The sequence below is a fragment of the Olsenella sp. Marseille-QA0557 genome, assembly GCF_965119725.1.
Classification (GTDB): domain Bacteria; phylum Actinomycetota; class Coriobacteriia; order Coriobacteriales; family Atopobiaceae; genus Coprovicinus; species Coprovicinus avistercoris.
In genome coordinates this window covers 245,131-263,599 of sequence record NZ_CBCPMI010000001.1, presented here as the reverse complement: position 1 = coordinate 263,599, position 18,469 = coordinate 245,131, and the positions used below count along the sequence as shown (strand labels likewise).

At 51.4% G+C, this 18,469-nt stretch carries 16 protein-coding genes and 1 tRNA gene; 10 read left to right on the top strand and 7 right to left on the bottom strand.

All coding sequences use genetic code 11. The annotated features are described in order from the left end of the window. Positions 1 to 56: 56 nt before the first annotated feature. From ACQY6Y_RS01215 to ACQY6Y_RS01185, 7 genes are all read left to right on the top strand, one after another. Positions 57 to 1,241 carry a hypothetical protein gene (locus ACQY6Y_RS01215; protein ID WP_428378483.1) on the top strand — a complete coding sequence of 395 codons (1,185 nt, stop codon included), beginning with the start codon at positions 57 to 59 and terminating at the stop codon, positions 1,239 to 1,241. Between the two features lie 17 nt (positions 1,242 to 1,258). Continuing rightward, positions 1,259 to 2,470 (top strand): purine-nucleoside phosphorylase, encoded by a 1,212-nt coding sequence (locus ACQY6Y_RS01210; protein WP_428378482.1) that lies wholly within the window; start codon positions 1,259 to 1,261, stop codon positions 2,468 to 2,470. Positions 2,471 to 2,590: 120 nt separating this feature from the next. Further along, a tRNA-Thr gene (locus ACQY6Y_RS01205) sits at positions 2,591 to 2,666 on the top strand. Between the two features lie 179 nt (positions 2,667 to 2,845). Then, complete coding sequence (locus ACQY6Y_RS01200) at positions 2,846 to 4,036, top strand: helix-turn-helix domain-containing protein (protein ID WP_428378481.1); 1,191 nt, start codon at positions 2,846 to 2,848, stop codon at positions 4,034 to 4,036. Between the two features lie 199 nt (positions 4,037 to 4,235). After that, positions 4,236 to 5,285 (top strand): anion permease, encoded by a 1,050-nt coding sequence (locus ACQY6Y_RS01195; RefSeq protein ID WP_428378480.1) that lies wholly within the window; start codon positions 4,236 to 4,238, stop codon positions 5,283 to 5,285. A gap of 80 nt (positions 5,286 to 5,365) precedes the next feature. Continuing rightward, on the top strand, positions 5,366 to 5,986 hold the full coding sequence (locus ACQY6Y_RS01190) for a DUF47 domain-containing protein (RefSeq protein ID WP_428378479.1): 621 nt from the start codon (positions 5,366 to 5,368) through the stop codon (positions 5,984 to 5,986). 140 nt (positions 5,987 to 6,126) lie between these two features. Then, on the top strand, positions 6,127 to 6,771 hold the full coding sequence (locus tag ACQY6Y_RS01185) for an HAD family hydrolase (protein WP_428378478.1): 645 nt from the start codon (positions 6,127 to 6,129) through the stop codon (positions 6,769 to 6,771). On the opposite strand, the gene ACQY6Y_RS01180 is transcribed toward ACQY6Y_RS01185, so the two are convergent. After that, the gene (locus ACQY6Y_RS01180; protein ID WP_428378477.1) at positions 6,747 to 7,763 is read right to left on the bottom strand and encodes a DMT family transporter; all 1,017 of its coding nucleotides are present in this window, start codon (positions 7,761 to 7,763) and stop codon (positions 6,747 to 6,749) included. The two genes, ACQY6Y_RS01185 and ACQY6Y_RS01180, sit on opposite strands and share 25 nt — an antisense overlap. Further along, positions 7,753 to 8,808: a threonine aldolase family protein gene (locus ACQY6Y_RS01175; RefSeq protein ID WP_428378476.1), complete on the bottom strand. Its 1,056-nt coding sequence runs from the start codon at positions 8,806 to 8,808 to the stop codon at positions 7,753 to 7,755. The genes ACQY6Y_RS01180 and ACQY6Y_RS01175 overlap by 11 nt, the downstream gene beginning before the upstream one ends. Before the next feature lie 152 nt (positions 8,809 to 8,960). Here ACQY6Y_RS01175 and ACQY6Y_RS01170 point away from each other — a divergent pair, with 152 nt between their 5' ends. Continuing rightward, entirely contained in the window at positions 8,961 to 10,019 is a 1,059-nt protein-coding gene (locus ACQY6Y_RS01170) for a branched-chain amino acid aminotransferase (RefSeq protein WP_428378475.1), read from the top strand. 111 nt (positions 10,020 to 10,130) lie between these two features. Here ACQY6Y_RS01170 and ACQY6Y_RS01165 read toward each other — a convergent pair whose 3' ends face one another. Both ACQY6Y_RS01165 and ACQY6Y_RS01160 read right to left on the bottom strand, forming a co-directional pair. Continuing rightward, positions 10,131 to 10,739 carry a hypothetical protein gene (locus ACQY6Y_RS01165; protein ID WP_428378474.1) on the bottom strand — a complete coding sequence of 203 codons (609 nt, stop codon included), beginning with the start codon at positions 10,737 to 10,739 and terminating at the stop codon, positions 10,131 to 10,133. An 80-nt stretch (positions 10,740 to 10,819) separates the two neighbouring features. Next, on the bottom strand, positions 10,820 to 11,365 hold the full coding sequence (locus tag ACQY6Y_RS01160; RefSeq protein ID WP_428378473.1) for a hypothetical protein: 546 nt from the start codon (positions 11,363 to 11,365) through the stop codon (positions 10,820 to 10,822). A 187-nt stretch (positions 11,366 to 11,552) separates the two neighbouring features. Between ACQY6Y_RS01160 and ACQY6Y_RS01155 the strand changes: the two genes are divergently transcribed. Continuing rightward, entirely contained in the window at positions 11,553 to 12,167 is a 615-nt protein-coding gene (locus ACQY6Y_RS01155) for a flavin reductase family protein (RefSeq protein ID WP_428378472.1), read from the top strand. Positions 12,168 to 12,205: 38 nt separating this feature from the next. Here ACQY6Y_RS01155 and ACQY6Y_RS01150 read toward each other — a convergent pair whose 3' ends face one another. From ACQY6Y_RS01150 to ACQY6Y_RS01140, 3 genes are read right to left on the bottom strand one after another with little or no spacing between them, the layout of a single operon-like run. Next, on the bottom strand, positions 12,206 to 12,655 hold the full coding sequence (locus ACQY6Y_RS01150) for a 6-pyruvoyl trahydropterin synthase family protein (RefSeq protein WP_428378471.1): 450 nt from the start codon (positions 12,653 to 12,655) through the stop codon (positions 12,206 to 12,208). Between the two features lies 1 nt (position 12,656). After that, on the bottom strand, positions 12,657 to 13,205 hold the full coding sequence (locus ACQY6Y_RS01145; RefSeq protein WP_428378470.1) for a nitroreductase family protein: 549 nt from the start codon (positions 13,203 to 13,205) through the stop codon (positions 12,657 to 12,659). Between the two features lie 52 nt (positions 13,206 to 13,257). Further along, complete coding sequence (locus ACQY6Y_RS01140; protein WP_428378469.1) at positions 13,258 to 17,076, bottom strand: phosphoribosylformylglycinamidine synthase; 3,819 nt, start codon at positions 17,074 to 17,076, stop codon at positions 13,258 to 13,260. 218 nt (positions 17,077 to 17,294) lie between these two features. Here ACQY6Y_RS01140 and fba point away from each other — a divergent pair, with 218 nt between their 5' ends. Further along, on the top strand, positions 17,295 to 18,167 hold the full coding sequence (gene fba, locus ACQY6Y_RS01135) for a class II fructose-1,6-bisphosphate aldolase (protein WP_428378468.1): 873 nt from the start codon (positions 17,295 to 17,297) through the stop codon (positions 18,165 to 18,167). Positions 18,168 to 18,469 lie beyond the last annotated feature (302 nt).

The following is an 18,469-nucleotide window of genomic DNA, read 5'->3' as shown; positions in this document are numbered from 1 at the left end:
GAATCAGTCGGTGTCTGTGCCGACTGAGATGGATTCGACGGAAGGTTAGCTAACCTATGGCTGAAGATACTGAGAAGCATAATCTCGAGCCTGAAGAGCTTGAGCATACAGAATCAGAGCATGATGAGAGCCTTGATGAGGAAGTAAAAGAGCATCAAGACGTTGATGCGACTGGATCTGACGAAGAGGCTGCTGAAAATGAGGGTGAAGCCGATACCGCCCACGTCGAAGAAGACGAGGCCGAAGCCTCAGATTCTGAGGATGCCTCAGAGGAGGTATCTGAGGCTGACAATGCCGACGAAGTAGAAACCGAACATATGACTGTTGAGCAGCGCAAAGCCAAGCGCTCCGTGCGCCACCGTGAACAGCGTGCTCAGCAGCAAAAGGCTTCAACAACTGCCGATAAACCCCTTACTCAAGAAATATCACTGCCAAAGTGGAGCATCGCTGCCATTGCTGTTGCCTGCATACTTGTTGGCGTACTTGTTGGTCATTTTCTGTTGGGAGGCATCTCTGCTCAGGGACGCACAACTCTTTCAGAAAATGAGCTCAATACCGTTGTTGCCACGATGAGCTATGAGGGTAAGACATATGACATCACTGCTCAGGAGGCTATTGAGGCAACCTCTACGCTTGATGCTATGAAAAACGATGATGGCACATATAATATGCCTTCTGCTGAGGGTGCTATTTCTGCTGCTCGCAATAAGGTTTTGCAGGCAGAGGTTGAAAAAGCTGGCATTACGGTGAGCGATGCAGACGTCCAGGCGTATGCCGAAGAGTATTTGGGAACCAGCGATTACGCACAAATTGCCGAGCAATATGGCATGGATGAGGCTTCAGTCAAAGAAGTTCTTACTGAGGCTGCAGGTACCCGTAAGCTATACGATTCTGTAGTCACTGAGACGAGCATTACTGCTCCTACTGCACCGGAAGAGCCTGAAGAGGGACAGGAAGATACTCCCAACGCCACCTACGGAGCATATATCGTAGGCTTGCTTGGTGATGAATGGGATGCCGATGCAAACACATGGGCACGCACCGACGGCCCCTTCTATAGCGCCTTGGGCAGCGAGCAGTTTAGTGCTGATTCTGCCACCTATAATCAGGCGCTTACAGCCTACTACACGGCTTATCAGCAGTATGTAGAAGAGTACTCACAGTCCACCAGTGCTTGGACAGACTTCTATAACGGCTGCTTGTCGAACGCAACCATTGATGTTTCGACACTGACTGCTTAGGTTCGAAAGGGCAGGGCATGCGCGTTATTGTGAGCAATTGTTTGCTAGGTGTTGCTTGCCGGTATAACGGCAAGGCTAAGCCATGTCCTACCGTTGTTGAATTTGCTCAAAAGCCTGGAGTTGAGGTTTGCCGCGTTTGTCCGGAGACCGCCTCTGGGCTTCCTATTCCTCGGCCGCCTGCTGAACAGCGTGATAATGGCGTGTATTTGCAGGATGGAACTGATGTGACCGATGCGTTTCAGCGTGGTGCAGAGTTGAGTTTGGATCGCGTACATAAATCTGGTGCGCTTGCAAGTTCTGCTCCGCTGGCCGTCTTGAAGGCAAAGAGCCCTTCTTGTGGTGTCGGATGCGTTTACGATGGAACATACAGTAAAACTTTGATTCCAGGAGATGGTGTATTTACACGTCTGCTGAAGGATGAGGGAGTGTGTGTGGTGAGCGAGGACGAAGTTATCAAGTGTAAGCCGTCCGTTGAGCATCCGGTTGCCATTGTGCTGGGCAGTGGATTGGGCCATCTTGCTGGACTTGTCCATCCGGTTCGTCGCATTGCTTATCGCGATATCGAGGATTTCCCAACAGATGCCACACCTGTTGCTGGTCATAGCTTTGAAGCTACGATAGGTACGGTAGATGGTGTACCGGTGGTGGTATATCCAGGTCGTATTCATCTGTATCAGGGCTACTCCGCCTATGAAGTGACGGCGCTTGTGCGCCATGCATATCGTTTGGGTTGCCGCAGCATTATGTTTGCTTGTGCAACTGGCGCGGTTGAGGGCATGGCGAGTAAGGGCCTTGGTATTCTTACGGATCACATCAATCTTACGGGTGCGAATCCTCTTGCGAAGGAAGAGAACCTTCGCGATCTTGAAACGCCTTTCGTGGGCATGACGGATGCCTATACACCTTATTTGCGTGCTCTTGCACACAATGTGGCAGATGACTTGGGCATTTCGGTTCAGGAGGGTGTGTACGCTGGTCTCTTAGGACCTAGCTTCGAGACACCTGCTGAGGTTGCGGCGCTCCGTGCTATGGGCGTGTCTTATGTGGGCATGTCTACGGTATGCGAAGTTATCATGGCTCATGCTTTGGGTATGCAGGTCCTGGGTCTGACCCTTGCGGCAAATGCTGCGGGCGACCCAACGGTTACCCACGAAAGCGTGCTGGCCGAAGCCGAGCTTCATGCAGATGACTTTGAACGTCTGGTAAGGGGAGTCCTTAAAGCGCTGTAGTTTCTATACGGCGCTTTGCCGCAGGGACGTTGCTATCGATAATGCTCTTTTTATGCGCATATAAGAGCTTTGAGCTTTTGCTTGAAAAAACGTGGCAACCCCCGTATAGTTGTTAACCGCGCCAGCTTAGCTCAGTCGGTAGAGCACCGCTCTCGTAAAGCGGGGGCCACCAGTTCGAGTCTGGTAGCTGGCTCCAGTAAATTTGCAGGTCAGTGGTCGTGTGGCTGCTGACCTTTTTTCTTTAGTGTAAAGGTAAATAAAACATCGAATGCCAGTTGACTGTATATGAGAAACGTCAACTAGCGCTCCTTTGATTCCACTCCAGTTCGACTTCATACTGGGACTACCAGCCGATTACAGCATCAGAGGAGCATCATGGACACAACCATTAGCATCGGTCGTACCATTGCACGAGAGCGCCGTCGCAGAGGTGTCACGCAAGAGGAGCTCGCCGCCCACCTGAGTGTTTCAAAGGCTGCCGTCTCAAAGTGGGAGCTCGAGCAGAGCTTGCCGGATGTGAGCCTACTGCCTCGCATCGCTGCGTACTTCTCACTTACCTTAGATGAGCTTTTCGACTGGCGAAACGAGCTTACTGAGGAAGAGTCTGCCACACTCTACGTCGAGGTGTGTGCATTGGCCGAGCAGGATCTTGTTGCTGCACACGAACGTCTACGCATGCTCGCCACCGAACACTACTCCGATATGAATCTATTGCTTATGCTCGCGTCGCTGCTCACGGTGTGGGGTGCGGGTATGACAACGTCTTTCACGCCGGTACCTGAGCAGGACAGCGCTCGTCGCAACATGCCTGATGCGGATACACTCACAGACGAGGCACTCGTCCTTATCGAACATGTACTCGAAACGGCAACGGATCCATCGACGCTCTTTCTTGCACAGCAACAGAGGGCCACAGTACTCTTTCAGGCAGGCCGCTTCGATGAGACTGCTTCGGTCTTGGAGCCACTCGTGCGACGACAGGATGCAAGCGCCCCGACGATGCTCCTTGCTTCTGCCTATCGCAAGCTTGGACGCTACGATGATGCTCTTAAACTTCTTCAGATGGAACGTCTGAGAGCTACGCACTTCGTGCTCTCGTCACTCATGCAGGAGATGGGGATGCGGGACGATGTAGCGTTCGCGCGAGCTGCTGGTTCAGCTGCACAGACTGTCTTCGAGGCTCTGGATATGGATGCGGTAAACCCATTCTTCTCGGCTACGATATCCCTCGAGCTCTCCGAAGCTTTACGCCGCGCGGGTGAGAAGGACGAAGCACTTAAAGCTCTTGTGCGTGTGGTTGATACTGTGATTGAGACTCAGACGGCTCCGAGTCCGTCTGAGTCTCCGTTTTGGGACTACATAGCTGACAACTTTGATTCCTCCCGAGTTGGTGAGGCCTGGGCTGAGCACAAAGTCCATCAGACGAACGACATTGCCGCGCTTATGCGTCAGACGCTTGTCGAGCGGTTGTTATCCTCCGAGTGGCGCAAACTTGCGGGTGACGATCCGCGCTATCAAGAGATTGTCGAGATGATTGCCCATCTTTCGGATACGAATTCGTATTGACGGTACTCGAAGATTTTGCAGCAATTGTAGTGCTATGTCTCTACCATCTGTTCCGATACCATAGCCGGACATTTGCAGGACAAAAGGCGGCGGGCAAGCAGAAGCAAACATTTCCCTAACAAAACTCTTAACGTGGAGCTTACAAAGCTAAAACTCAACTAAAATGTCATCTAGGCAGTAAGTGTCTGAAAGGAGACATGTGGTTAGTTTCTCGCTCTTTCTTGAGACCCTTGCCTCGAACCCCTTTCTAGCCGTGGTAATCGTGCTGGTTCTGGGCACGATTTTCGTTAACGGCGCTACCGACGCTGCAAATGCAATTGCAGAGTCGGTTGGTACTCGTTCCATTGGTATCAATGCAGCAATTGCAATGAGCGTAGTCTGCAACTTCGTGGGTCTTGTACTCATGTCGCTCATCTCCACAGCCGTTGCCGACACCATCTCTGGCATGGTTGACTTTGGTGGAGATTCGCATGCAGCACTTATTGCACTCGCTGCGGCAACAGTGGGTATCGTGGCCTGGGGCATTGGTGCTTGGTTGTTTGGTATTCCTACCAGTGAAAGCCACGCGCTTATCGCTGGCCTTACCGGTGCTGCCCTTGCTGTGCAGGGTGGCTTTGATGGCGTGAATGGGGCAGAGTGGATAAAGGTTATTTATGGCCTTATTCTTTCCACAGTCTTGGGATTTGGAGCTGGCTGGGGTATCACCAAGCTCATCCAACGCCTTTGTCGTAATGTTGATCGTCGTCGTGCTGACAATGCTTTTGGCGGCCTTCAGGTTCTGGGCTCGGCTTTTGTTGCCTTGATGCATGGCGCACAAGATGGTCAGAAGTTCATGTCTACCGCAATGCTTGCTATCGTGCTTTCCGTAGGGGCAAACATCAGTGATGTCCAGGGATTCCCTCTGTGGATTGAAGTTCTTTGTGCTGCCACGATGGCGTTGGGCACTGCTGTAGGTGGCAAACGCATTATCAAAAAAGTTGGTATGGAAATGGCAAATCTCGAGAAGTACCAGGGATTTGCAGCTTCTCTTTCTGCGAGCGCAAGCCTGCTTATCGCTACCCTGACAGGACTTCCTGTATCGACCACCCATACCAAGACAGCAGCTATTATGGGCGCAGGAGCAGCAAAGAACATTCGCTCTGTTCGCTGGCAGGTAGCAAAGGAAATGGTATTTACCTGGGTATTTACCTTCCCAGGCTGCGGCATTATCGGTTTTGTGCTGGCAAAGGTATTTCTCGTACTGTTTTAACGCTCGGGTCTGGAGGTATGGCGCGCTTTTGACAAGATTGCTTTCGCGCCAACCGGCTAGCGCCAAGTAAAGGAGCTCCTATGGCACGTATTAAGAAAGAAGATCACTTCTACACCATGCTGCGCGACCTTGCCAGCAAGATTGTTGAGGCCGCCGATGAATACAAGGACATCATCTGCGAATTCCCAGAGTCTATCGCACGTATTCCTCAGATGAAGGTGTATGAGACCGAATGCGATGAAAAAGTAAAGCGCATTATGGAGAACCTCTATACCTCGTTCATTACGCCTTTTGAGCGTGAGGATATCTCTGATTTGGCTCTTGCGCTCGACGACATCGTCGACATGATGAACGGTGTTGTTGTTCGTCTCGACTTGTTCAACATTTCAGACACCCGTGAAGAGGCTCCACAGCTTGCTGAGCTCACCGTTCGTTGTGTTGGCGAAGTGTATGACATGATTGATAGACTTCCCAACTTCAAGAGCGATCGAACGGTTATGGACAAGGCCATCATGATCTCAAGCATTGAGGATGAAGGCGACATCGTTTATTCAACCGCTTTAAGGCGCCTGTTCCGCGATGAGGAGAATGGCCGCACCAGCGTTACTTGGCTGCGTCTTTTTGACCGCATGGAGCTTTGCCTCGATGCTTGTGATAAGTCCGCTGGTGTCGTTCGTTCGGTTGTTATGAAGAGCGCTTAAATCCACGTTTATACGTTGCGGCAGTGCAATCCGCCTGTCTAATATGGACAAGTTCCTTTAATTCTGATACCAATTGAGATACAGAATTAAGGAGCTTGTCCATTTTTTATAGGTGCTTGGTGCGACCACGGAGGTGTGGCATGGCCCGTCCCGAAAATCTCAAGGGTGTACTTTTTGATTTTGACGGAACTCTTGCGGATACGGAAATACTTGGCTTTGAGCTCGATCAAGCTGTTGCAGCGCAGTATGGCATTAGGCTTGATGAACAGGACCTTCGTTCGCTTATTGGCACAACAGGATTAGAGTCGGTGCCGGCGATGTTTGCCCGCCATGGCGTAGAAATTACCTATCCAGAGTTTGAGGCGCGTCGTCAACGGAACGATGTTATCTATAAAGAGCGGCTCCAAGGGCTTGTTCCTGGTGCAAAAAAGGTTTTGGACGACTTGGTTGCCCACGGCATTCGTCTTGCTCTTGTTTCTACGACTGATACATATGAGATTGTGTATGCCTGCAATCGCTTTGGCATAACATCCCATTTTGATGCCTTTGTTGGCGGCGACATGGATCTTGTAGGAAAGCCTGCACCCGATCCATACCTCACTGCACTCGGATTTTTGGGTCTAAAACCGGAGGAGTGCATCGTTGTTGAAGATTCACCAACTGGTATTGCTGCTGGTAAAGCAGCTGGTATGCACACCATAGCTTTTACAGGCGGATCGGTTGTGCAGGATGTAAGTGCTGCAGATGAAACGTTTGCTTCCTACGAGGAGCTTTCACTTATCTGACATGCTGGCTCGCCCTCTTCGGTGCTCCGCTTTTCTAAGGGGCTGCGTTCCACAATGTAGATACCTGCTGCAACAAGCAAAAGGGATGCAACGGTGGCAAAACCCACCGTTGTGCCCTCTGGGCCGAGCAACAGAAGTGAAATCAAAACGCCAAATACGGGAATTTCAAACTCAAATATGGCGACATGCGAAACGTCATTATCGCGAAGCAACATACTCCAAACGCCATATGCAACAGCTGACACCATAACAAGCCAGGCAAGCACGAGAAGACCTGCGGGATGCTCAGCAAAACCAACATGTCCGCCAAGAGCAAGACCTACAACGAAGAGTCCAACGCCACCGATCATGAACTGCCATCCGCAGAGCATAACAGGTGAATGACCTTGGGAGTGGCGGGCCATTAAAACCGTTGACATGGCTGCCATAACGGTGGCAAGCACAATCATGCCCTCACCCTCAAAAGAAAAGCCTGCAGACGCAATATCGCCTGCAGAAAGTGCCACTCCTGCAAAGCCTACGATGCAACCCAGAGCTTTGCGCGCAGTGAGTTGTTCCATGCGAAAAATAAGAGAAGAAACAAGGAGTGCGACAAAAACGCTTACCCCTTGTAACAGCGAACTGCTAACACCTGTTGCATGCGCGGTTCCAATATAGGTGCATACATACTGTCCAAATGTTTGAAAGAACGAGAGCTCGGCTGCAAGGCCCATCTCCTTACGGCTAGGCAGTCGGCGTGCCGCAGGGTTCACCAGAGCATGCACAAGGGTTACGGCAAGACCAGCCAAAAAGAACCTCGAACCGGCAAACAGAAGAAGAGAACCAGTGTCGTTTGAGGAAATGGAGAGAATCTGGTATCCCAAGCGAATAACTGGCAAGGCGCTTCCCCAGAGAATGCAGGAGAGGCTTGCGAGTATGACAAGAACAAAGGGCTTGTTAAGCGGCTGAGACGTGATTTCAGCTGCCTTGTTTGGGTGTGTATTAGAGCTCACGAGCATACTCCAGAAGTTCATCTACATCGTTAAGTTTGGTTGCCCAAGAACAGACAAAGCGAATTACTTTTTGCCCGTCTTCGAGTGTCAGAAAAACCTCGCACCCGCTCGATTTCTCAAACTGTTCAGCTTTATCCGGGGAAACAATAAAAAACTGTTGATTGGAAGTGGAATCGCCATAAGGGGTGTATCCAGCCTCAATCATGCCTGAGCGCAGATGATTGGCGCATACGTTTGCATTTCTTGCCAACTGCCAATACAGCGCCTCATCAGGCGTGTTGGCTGCGCCACCCGCAAAGGCGGTCTCAAACTGAACGCCAAGCAAGCGGCCTTTTGCCAAGAGTCCGCCTCGTTCTTTTACCAGGTAGGGGAAGTCTAGCGCAAGCTGCTTGTCGGCGATGACAACTGCCTCGCCAAAGAGCATGCCGTTTTTTGTGCCTCCAATGCTGAAGGCATCAACCTTTTGTGCAAGATAGGGAAGGGTAATATCGTTGTTAGAGGCAGTAAGGGCACTGCCAAGACGCGCCCCATCGAGATACACCTTCAAATCATGCCCATGAGCCCAATCACATATGGCATCCAAGCGGTCGCGCGTCCAGACACCACCAAACTCTGTTGTATTGCTGATATAGATCAGTGCAGGGCGTGTCATATGTCGACCGGTGGAAGTTTGAAAACGCCATACACGCTCCGCCGCTTCAGGACTCAAAAAACCATCAGCATCATCGGTGGGAAGAACGGTGCGACCGCAAGCAGCAATTGCTCCTGTCTCATGCACATTGATATGACCATCTTTCGTGCAGATAACACCTTCGTAGTCGCGCAGCATGCCCGATACGCACACGAGATTTGCTGACGTACCACCTATGCAAAATTCAACGGACACATCATTGCGTCCAACTGCCGTACGGATAAGTTCGCGAGCATGCTCAGTATGAGGATCGCCCTCGGTGTAGCCTACCGTCTGCTCATAGTTCGTATCGACAAGTGCATCCAAAAGAGCCGGAGCTGCACCCTCAGAGTAATCATTCATAAACATGCGCATATAGTTCCAATCTCACGTGTTAGAAAGAGAACGTACCAAAAGATTGTCTCAGACTCTTATCAGACTTGTTTCACATCTCTTCAAATTGACGTACAAAGTCTTTGTCAGTAGTACACTTTCTGACGGACCACCAAGTCGGATGGAAGAAAAACGTGGAAAGGAAGCACGTAATGGAAAAGAAGGATATCGACTGGGGTAGCCTCGGTTTTGCGTATCAACCTACCGACTACAGCTATGTATGCGAATATCGTGATGGTGCTTGGGGTGAAGGACACCTTACGTCAGATCACACACTTACACTCTCTGAGTGCGCTGGCATCTTCCATTACTGCCAGGAGGTATTTGAGGGTCTTAAGGCGTACACCACCAAGTCTGGTGACATTGTTTGCTTCCGTCCCGATCTTAATGCAAGCCGTATGGCCGACTCTGCCCGTCGCATTGTTATGCCGCCGTTCCCAGAGGATAAGTTTGTCGAGGCTGTTAAAACAGTAGTTAAGGCAAACGAGGCATGGGTGCCGCCTTTTGGATCGGGAGCTACGCTGTATGTGCGCCCCTTCATGGTTGCTACAGGTGAGGTTATTGGCGTTTCTCCAGCCGATGCATATGAGTTCCGTATTCTTGTTACACCTGTAGGCCCCTATTACTCTGGTGGTGTTAAGCCGGTTGCTGTTAAGGTTCCTGAGTATGACCGTGCTGCTCCGCATGGCACCGGTGCTATTAAGGCCGGCCTTAACTACGCCATGAGCCTGTATCCAAGCGTTGAGGCCCACAAAGAGGGCTTTGCTGACAATATGTTCCTCGATCCCCAGACTCATACCTATGTCGAAGAGTCCGGTGGCGCGAACTTTATGTTTGTTGATAAGGAAGGCACAATTGTAGTGCCACAGTCTGCAACAAACTCCATTCTTCCTTCGATTACTCGCCGTAGCCTTGTCCAGGTTGCACGTGACATGCTGGGCATGACGGTTGTTGAGCGTCCTGTTACGTTCGAGGAGGTTGCCTCCGGAGAGTTTGTTGAGTGCGGCATGTGCGGCACCGCAGCCGTTATTAGCCCTGTTGGCAAGGTTGTAAATGGCGACACCGAAATTATCTTTGGTGAAGGCGGTATGGAGCACGTGGGACCTGTCATGGCTAAGCTCCGTGAGACCTTAACCGGTATTCAGGATGGCGAGATTGAGGATCGCTACGGCTGGGTCGTAAAGGTCTGCTAAGAGCGCATCCTGGTCAGCTTTTCAGAACGTCACAACAAAGCACAGCAGTTTTTGACTGCTGTGCTTTTATCATGCGTGCAAAAGTTTGTAGGCAAAGCGCAATTACGCCTGTTACTCGGTCACATCTGAGTCGTTGTCTGAATCCTTGTTTGAGTCGCTCTCATCAGATGTTGTTGCATGATCTGATGACGCTTCATCAGCGGTATCGTCGGTCTTCTCGGCACGCATCTCAGAGATGGCTTTCTCTAGGACTTCGCGGAATTTCTCGACCGAAGCATGTTCAGCATCAGTTGAGGCAAGTTCTTCGAGCTGATCCGCGCGCATGCGCGCCTCAAAAGCATGTCCATGGCGTGCAAGAGCCATAGCCATACGTTCGAGCATCTGTACACGGACGATCTTTGTATGTTCGCCCGCTGCCCACTCGTCGTAATCCCGAGCAAGCTGACGCTTGGAGTCGGATTCTTCGTAGGCATTGAGAATGGGATCGATGGTACGGGCATCGTCCTTTTGATTAGCCTTATGCGTGAGGCGCAGTGCTATATAGCTAATGCCAGCAAAGGCCAAAACAACCACAACGGTAGCACCGCCCGCAAGGAGCGGATGAAAATGCAAGTCCGACATGAACCAGTTCTGCAAAAGAAGAGCGGCTGCGCAACAAGTAATAATCAAGATTACCTGTGCAATTTTAGGAAGCATGGACCCGTCTTTACGCTTGGCCATAAAAGTCCCTTCTGGCATAAAGGACGCCATTTAGTACCGATTTATACAATCCTGAAAAAACGTGCAGATAGAAAAATAACCTACTTCTCGCTCTTTTCAGATGAGGAGTCGTCGTTTTTCTCTCGAGCGGCGCGTTCTTTGTTAATACGAATACGCTCTTCCACAACCTGGCGGAATCGGCGTGCCTCTGCCGCCTGCTCATCGGTAAAAGCGAGATCATCAAGCTCATCGAGACGCATTCTGGCCTCAAAATTATGCCCATCTTTTACCAGCAGGGTAATAACATCCATAAGGAACTGGTCTTGAACTTCGTAGTCGTGGCTGCCCTTAGCCCACTCGTCATACTCGCGCAGCAGGCGCTTTTTGTTGTGAGTTGTACGGTATGTCTCAAGAATAGGCTCAACAACGAGTGTGCGATCGTTGGTGCGCCTGTTGTGATCCAGCTGCCTTTGCAGCCAATAAAAGCACAGGCCAATAAGGGCGAGGCCTATGGTAACGGTGGCTGCTGCCATATTGAGATCCATACCCATACGGGCAACAAGCCAAATAACAGTGCCGACAAGGGCGATTGCAGCGAGAAGAACGCCAACAAGGTGACTAATTTTGAATCGTGAGTTCTGGGCCATGGCCGGATTGAGCTCCCTTCAGTTTCGTATCCATAGGGTATTACTCTAGGCTATTTTTGCTCTTGACGCGAGACCTGAAAGACCCTTTACCAAGGAGTAATGCCTGAATAGATTTCGACAGATAGTTTGGTTTTTATAAAAACTTCGGTAGAGTTGAGCTATGTGAGACAAAGAAGAAAGGTTGATAATGGCAAAAACCGTTTGGCGTGGTGGAAACATGCTTTATCCAGTGCCAGCAGTCATGGTGAGCACTGCCGATCGAGACGGTAGATCAAACATCATCACGGTTGCTTGGGCAGGAACGGTATGCTCCAATCCACCCATGGTTTCCATCTCGGTAATGCCGCGGCGTTTTAGCCATGCATTGCTCTGTGATTCTCGCGAATTTGTTATCAATCTAACCTCTCGCAAGCTTCAATATGCCTGCGACTGGTGTGGCGTGCGTTCTGGTGCTGAGGTGGATAAGTGGCAGGAAATGAAGCTTACGCCAGAGCTGGCAGCAACTCTGAGCTATGCGCCCCTTATTGCAGAGTCTCCCGTCAACCTCGAATGCAAAGTTACCAAGATCGAGAAGTTGGGAAGCCACGACTTGTTTTTGGCTGAGATTACTGCTGTGCAGGTTGACGATGCTCTTCTCGATACTTCAGGAAAACTCGATTTGGCGCGTGCAGATCTTACCGCCTATTCCCATGGCGAGTATTACGCGTTAGGGGAGAAGCTCGGCACCTTTGGCTACAGTGTGCGCAAAGAGAAAAACGCCCGCTCGGCAAAAAGCCAAAGGAGCGGACGTCGATCAAAGTAAACCTGAGCCAGCGGATGGAGCAGATAAGCCCTTATGGTTTAGCTGGCAGCCTCAGGGGAGCGGCTGTAGAAAGCACGGTTATTGGGGGTCTCATCTACCTCAACCTGCGAGACTGGCAAGCTGCGCTCAACGAGTCGTTCAAATATCCAACGAGCGAGATTCTCGGCGGTGGTGCGGAAGGGGAGAATCGTGAGTGAAAACCCTTCAGCTTCAAGAGCTGCAATCGTTGAAGGGGCAAGGGAGCCTTCCTCAACCAAAAAGGTATGATCGAGCTCGTCGGCGATTTCGGCAACCAGACGCTTAAAGGCGCCAAAATCCAACACCATATCGCGCGAAGTGCCATTGTCTGCCAAACCATCGGCGAGGTTTTCGGTGGTGATGGTGGCAACTATGCGCCAGCGATGGCCATGCAGATTTTCACATTTGCCATGGTAGTTTGTAAGAAAGTGCGCGCTGTCAAAATGCGCCTCGGCCTGTAATCCGTACAAGCTATTCCTCCGTTTCGGGCTGTGAGGCTGGTTGGGGATACTGCTCAAAGAAGACTGTTTCTTCAAGGGGCTTGCGACGCCGATGCAGGTATGAAGGGCGACTTTTATCGCTGGGATACCCGAGTGGCATAACTGCGACAATGCGATAGCTTGCAGGGATTGAGAATTGCCTGCGCAGCTCGGGTGGATCGATAAGTCCCACCCAACAGCTCTTTATGCCTACATCTTCTGCAGCAAGTGAGATTTGCGTACCCACGATTGACGTATCAACAATGCCATAGTCCACAACATCTGGATTGTGTGCAGAGGCTTTTAGATCGTAGGCCAATATAAGGACGCAAGGTGCACCAAAGCGGCACTTCGTGCAAGCATCGATGCGTTTAAGCCCTTCCGGGCTTTGCACAACCAAAATGCGCTGTGGCTGGTAGTTTTCTGCAGTGGGAGCGAGGCGGCCAGCCTCCAAGATGTACTCGAGCTTCTCAGGTTCAAGAGGTGTAGACGCGAAGTGACGCTCAGAGTAACGCGCTTGTGCTAACTCAAGAAAACTCATTTCGACTCCCTCCAAACTAAGTGTTAAGTACTACCAGCCACATGTTGAAACGTTACGAGAAGTAGGCGACACCGCTTTCAAAGATAGGCATGTATTTCTCACCAGGAACGTTTTGATAGAGATCTTGTCCGCGGCGCTCCACATGGCCCATCTTGCCAAAGACACGACCGTCGGGGCTTGTAATGCCTTCGATGGCAAGGATTGAGCCGTTCGGATTAACTGAGAGATCCATACTGGGATTGCCAGCCTCGTCAACATATTGCGTGGCAATTTGTCCGCCGGCTTGTAGCTCTGCGCATACCTGGTCGTTTGCAACAAAGCGACCCTCGCCGTGCGAAATAGCAACGGTATATATAACGGTATATATTTCGCCGGTCTTGCATGCGGACAGCCATGGAGAAAGATCGCTTGCTACGCGCGTACGTACCAAACGGCTCTGGTGCCGTCCGATGGTATTAAACGTGAGTGTTGGGGCGTTGGGTGTGGCATCAACAATATCGCCGTAAGGCACGAGTCCGAGCTTTACGAGTGCCTGGAAGCCATTGCAAATGCCGAGCATAAGGCCATCGCGGTTTTGCAACAGATCGCGAACAGCCTCGGTTACCTCAGGGGCACGGAAAAATGAAGTGATGAACTTAGCCGAGCCTTCAGGCTCATCGCCGCCTGAGAAACCACCAGGGATCATAACGATCTGGCTTTCACGAATGCGGCGGGCCAGCTCACGGGTGCTTTCAGCTACCGCTTGAGGTGAAAGGTTATTGATCACAAAGGTATCTACTAGAGCGCCCGCCTGGCGGAAGGCACGTGCACTGTCGTATTCGCAGTTATTGCCAGGGAAGACAGGGATAATAACGCGCGGATGTGCAAAGGTTGCTCCGTCATAGACAGTTTGAATGCGCTCTTCGGTGGCACAGTTGTAGGTGATAGGTGCAACCGGTGTGCTCTCGGCGCTCTTATCGCCGGCGCTTCTGTAGGGGAATACGCCCTCAAGTGCGCCTTCCCATATCTCCTGCAGGTGTGCAAGATCAACGGTTTCTTCGCCCGTGGAAAGGGTGTAGTCAGCTCCTGTCTGGCCAAGCTCTTGGACAAGGACCGTGTCAGTTGATTCGGGAAGAGCTGCTTCGTCAGCAAGCTCAATGATGAAGCTGCCGTAAGCAGGAGCAAACAGGTTGTCGATGGACACGTGAGTGTCAAGCGTAAGACCAATGCGATTGCCAAGTGCCATCTTGAACAGAGCTTCTGCTGTTCCGCCATAGCCAGGAGTGGAAATAGCGCATGCGGCGCCATCTCTTACAAGCTGTTCAACCAGACTAAAGGTGTCGAGAAGCCCATTGACGTCAGGACGCCAATCCTTGCCATAGTGAGCAGGAGCAACGCAGATAACTCGATGACCGGCAGCCTTGAATTCAGGGGAGACAATCTGGTTAAGCGATCCGGTGGCAACGGCAAATGAGACGAGCGTGGGTGGTACATCGAGGTCTTCAAAAGATCCGGACATAGAGTCCTTGCCACCAATAGCGCCAACGCCAAGATCTGCCTGCGCCATAAGCGCACCGAGTACTGCTGCAGCGGGCTTACCCCAGCGCTCGGGCACATCGCGCAGACGCTCGAAATACTCTTGGAATGAGAGGTAGGCATCTGTGTGCGAGAAGCCGGTGGCCACCAGCTTAGCGATGCTTTCTACAACGGAAAGATAGGCACCTGCAAATTGGTCTTCGCTCATAAGGTAGGGGTTGAAGCCCCACGCCATGCCAGAGACGGTGGTAGTTTCACCATCCACAGGGAACTTGGCAACCATGGCCTGAGAGGGCGTGAGCTGTGTTTTGCCACCAAAGGGCATGAGCACTGTCGCGGCGCCAATGGTGGAGTCAAAGCGCTCGGAAAGGCCTTTGTTGGATGCAACATTCAAGTCGGAGACAAGCGCCTCCATGCGCTCTAAAAGATTGGTTCCTTGCCAAGCTGGCTGCCAGGTCTGCCTGGGAAGGATATGGACTGTCTGATGCTTAGGAGCACCGTTGGATGCGAGGAATTCGCGTGACAGATCAACAATAACGTCGTCGCGCCATGTCATGCGCACGCGCTTCTCAGACGTAACCTCGGCAATTACCGTTGCTTCAAGGTTCTCTTCGTGAGCATAGCTCATGAATTCATCTACGTCAGAGGCAGCTACTGCTACAGCCATGCGCTCCTGGCTTTCGGAGATAGCAAGCTCGGTGCCATCGAGGCCTTCATATTTCTTTGTCACCTTATCGAGATTGATGAGAAGACCATCTGCAAGCTCGCCTACAGCTACTGATACGCCACCTGCACCAAAGTCGTTGCAGCGCTTAATGAGACGGCACGCATCGCCACGGCGGAACAGGCGCTGCAGCTTGCGCTCCATAGGGGCGTTACCCTTTTGGACCTCTGCACCATCTTTCTCGATGGATTCTGTGTTGTGAGCTTTGGAAGAACCGGTGGCGCCGCCAATGCCATCGCGTCCCGTACGACCACCAAGAAGAATGATCTTATCGCCAGGTGCAGGCTCTTCGCGACGCACATGATTTGCTGGGGTGGCGCCGACAACTGCGCCAACTTCCATGCGCTTGGCTACATAGCCAGGGTGATAGAGCTCAGAGACCTGTCCGGTGGCAAGACCAATTTGGTTGCCGTAGCTTGAGTAACCAGCGGCGGCAGTGGTAACAAGCTTTCGCTGGGGAAGCTTACCGGGAAGTGTTTGAGAAACCGGAACGGTTGGATCGGCTGCACCGGTAACGCGCATGGCTTGATACACATAACTGCGGCCTGAAAGCGGGTCGCGGATGGCGCCACCAATGCAGGTTGCTGCTCCACCAAAAGGTTCGATTTCTGTTGGGTGGTTGTGCGTCTCGTTTTTGAAGAGGAAAAGCCAGTCTTGATCTTCTCCATCCACATCCACCGTGACCTTTACGGTGCAGGCGTTAATCTCTTCAGACTCATCCAGACCAGTGAGCTTACCGGTGTGCTTGAGGTATTTTGCACCGATCGTACCCATGTCCATAAGGGTAACGGGACGCTCATCGCGACCGAGCTCATGGCGCATGGCCATGTAGCGATCAAAGGCCTGCTGAACTACAGCATCATCGATGGTGATGTCGTCAAGAACAGTGCCAAATGTGGTGTGGCGGCAGTGATCTGACCAGTAGGTATCAATGACGCGAATTTCGGTAATGGTTGGGTTGCGGCCTTCCTTGCGGAAATGCTCCTGGCAGAATGCAATGTCGGCAAAATCCATTGCAAGACCGAGCGAATCAATGAGGTTCTTGAGACCTTTCTCATCGAGCTCCAAAAAGCCATCGAGCACCTCAACAGGTGCAGGATCTGCAATATCGGACGCAAGGGTGTCGCGCAGAGCAAGTGAAGCCTCGCGTGCCTCTACTGGGTTGATGACGTAGTGTTTGACAGCTTCGAGCACTTCGTCAGAAATATCGCCGGTGAGGGCGTAGATCTTTGCGTAGCGTACACGTGGGCGTTCACCTTGTGAAATAAGCTGAACGCATTCTGCTGCTGAATCGGCACGCTGATCAAACTGGCCGGGGAGTGGTTCCACAGCAAACACGCGAAGGTTTTCAGGCGTCTTCACGATTCCTTCATCACTTCCGGGGGCGCCGAGTACGACACCTTCAAGGGGAAGCTCGCGAGAAGCGGTATCAACCTGCGGCTCCGAGAATACGAGCGGGATACATTTTTCAAACAGCTCTTCTGAAATACCTTCAACGTCGTAGACGTTAATGGTGCGTAACGCCATATCGGCAGGAAGTCCTTCTGTTACAACGCTGCGCAGCTCAGCAAGGAGCTGACGAGCCTCCACATCAAAGCCAGGTTTTTTCTCAACATAGATGCGTAGGACCATCTGCTTTGCCCTCCTGAATCCCGGGGTTTCTTGGACACCGTACGATTTTCTATTATGACGTGCTTATTATGCCGTGGCATGCGAGGCATTTGTATCTCGCTTGCCGATTGTCATGGTTAAGACGAAATCCATTGGCTTCTCATGAGGGTATGAGGGGTCATAAAAGGCTATTATTGCCTCAGTAGGTATGCATGTGCCAACGATACGGAGGTTCTCACATGTTGGTTAACGCAACTGCCATGCTGCAAAGCGCAGAAAAAGGCCATTACGCTATTGGCGCCTTCAATACCAATAACCTTGAATGGGCGAGCTCCATTCTGGATGCTGCTGAAGAGCTCCAGTCTCCGCTCATTATTCAGTGCACTGGTGGCGCTGCGAAGTGGCAAACAAGCTTCAAGATCGTTTCTCAGATTGTTCACCAGCTCGTAGAGGATAAGAACATCACAGTTCCTGTTGCCCTTCACCTTGACCACGGCTCCTATGAGGAGTGCTTCAAGTGCATCGAGGCTGGCTTCACTTCCATTATGTATGACGGCTCACACGAGAAGGATTTCCAGACAAACCTTGATCGTACGGCCGAGCTCGTAAAGATCGCACACAACAAGGGCCTTTCCATTGAGGCTGAGGTTGGTGGCATCGGTGGTGTAGAGGATGGCGTTGCCTCCACTGGCGAGCTTGCAGATCCTGAGCAGTGCAAGGCCATTGCCGATCTGGGCGTAGACTTCCTTGCTTGCGGTATTGGTAATATTCACGGCCTGTATCCCGATAACTGGGCCGGTCTTTCCTTCGACCGTTTGGGCGAGATCAAGGCTCTCACCGGCGATCTGCCACTCGTACTTCATGGTGGCACCGGCATTCCGGTAGACCAGATCAAGAAGGCCATTGAGCTTGGTATCTCCAAGATTAACGTCAACACCGACCTCCAGGTTGTCTTCGCTCAGGCAACGCGTGAATACATTGAGTCTGGTGCCGACCAGAAGGGCAAGGGCTACGATCCTCGTAAGCTCCTCAAGCCTGGTCGCGAGGCTATTGTTGAGCGCACCAAGGAGCTCATGATTGAGTTTGGCTCCGATGGTAAGGGCTGGAACTAAGTTTCAGTAATACATGAAGCGCGAAGCCTCCCGTCACTCAGTGGCGGGAGGCTTTTTGTTTTGGCATTTTCATTTGTGATGAATGGTTGAAGTAATGCGTGTGCTCAGAAAATCGGACATTTTTCACATTGTTGAGTACGGCGTTAAGCAGGAGATTTGTTTAGTTTACGTACAATGACACACCGCTGAAGAAGACTTTAAGGCCGAAAGGGTCGAACCGAATCGTCCGAATGGCTATTATAGGTAATTGTCTTTTCGGCAGCAGGCCCGCTGCTTAACCGTACCCAATTATTGAAAGGGGC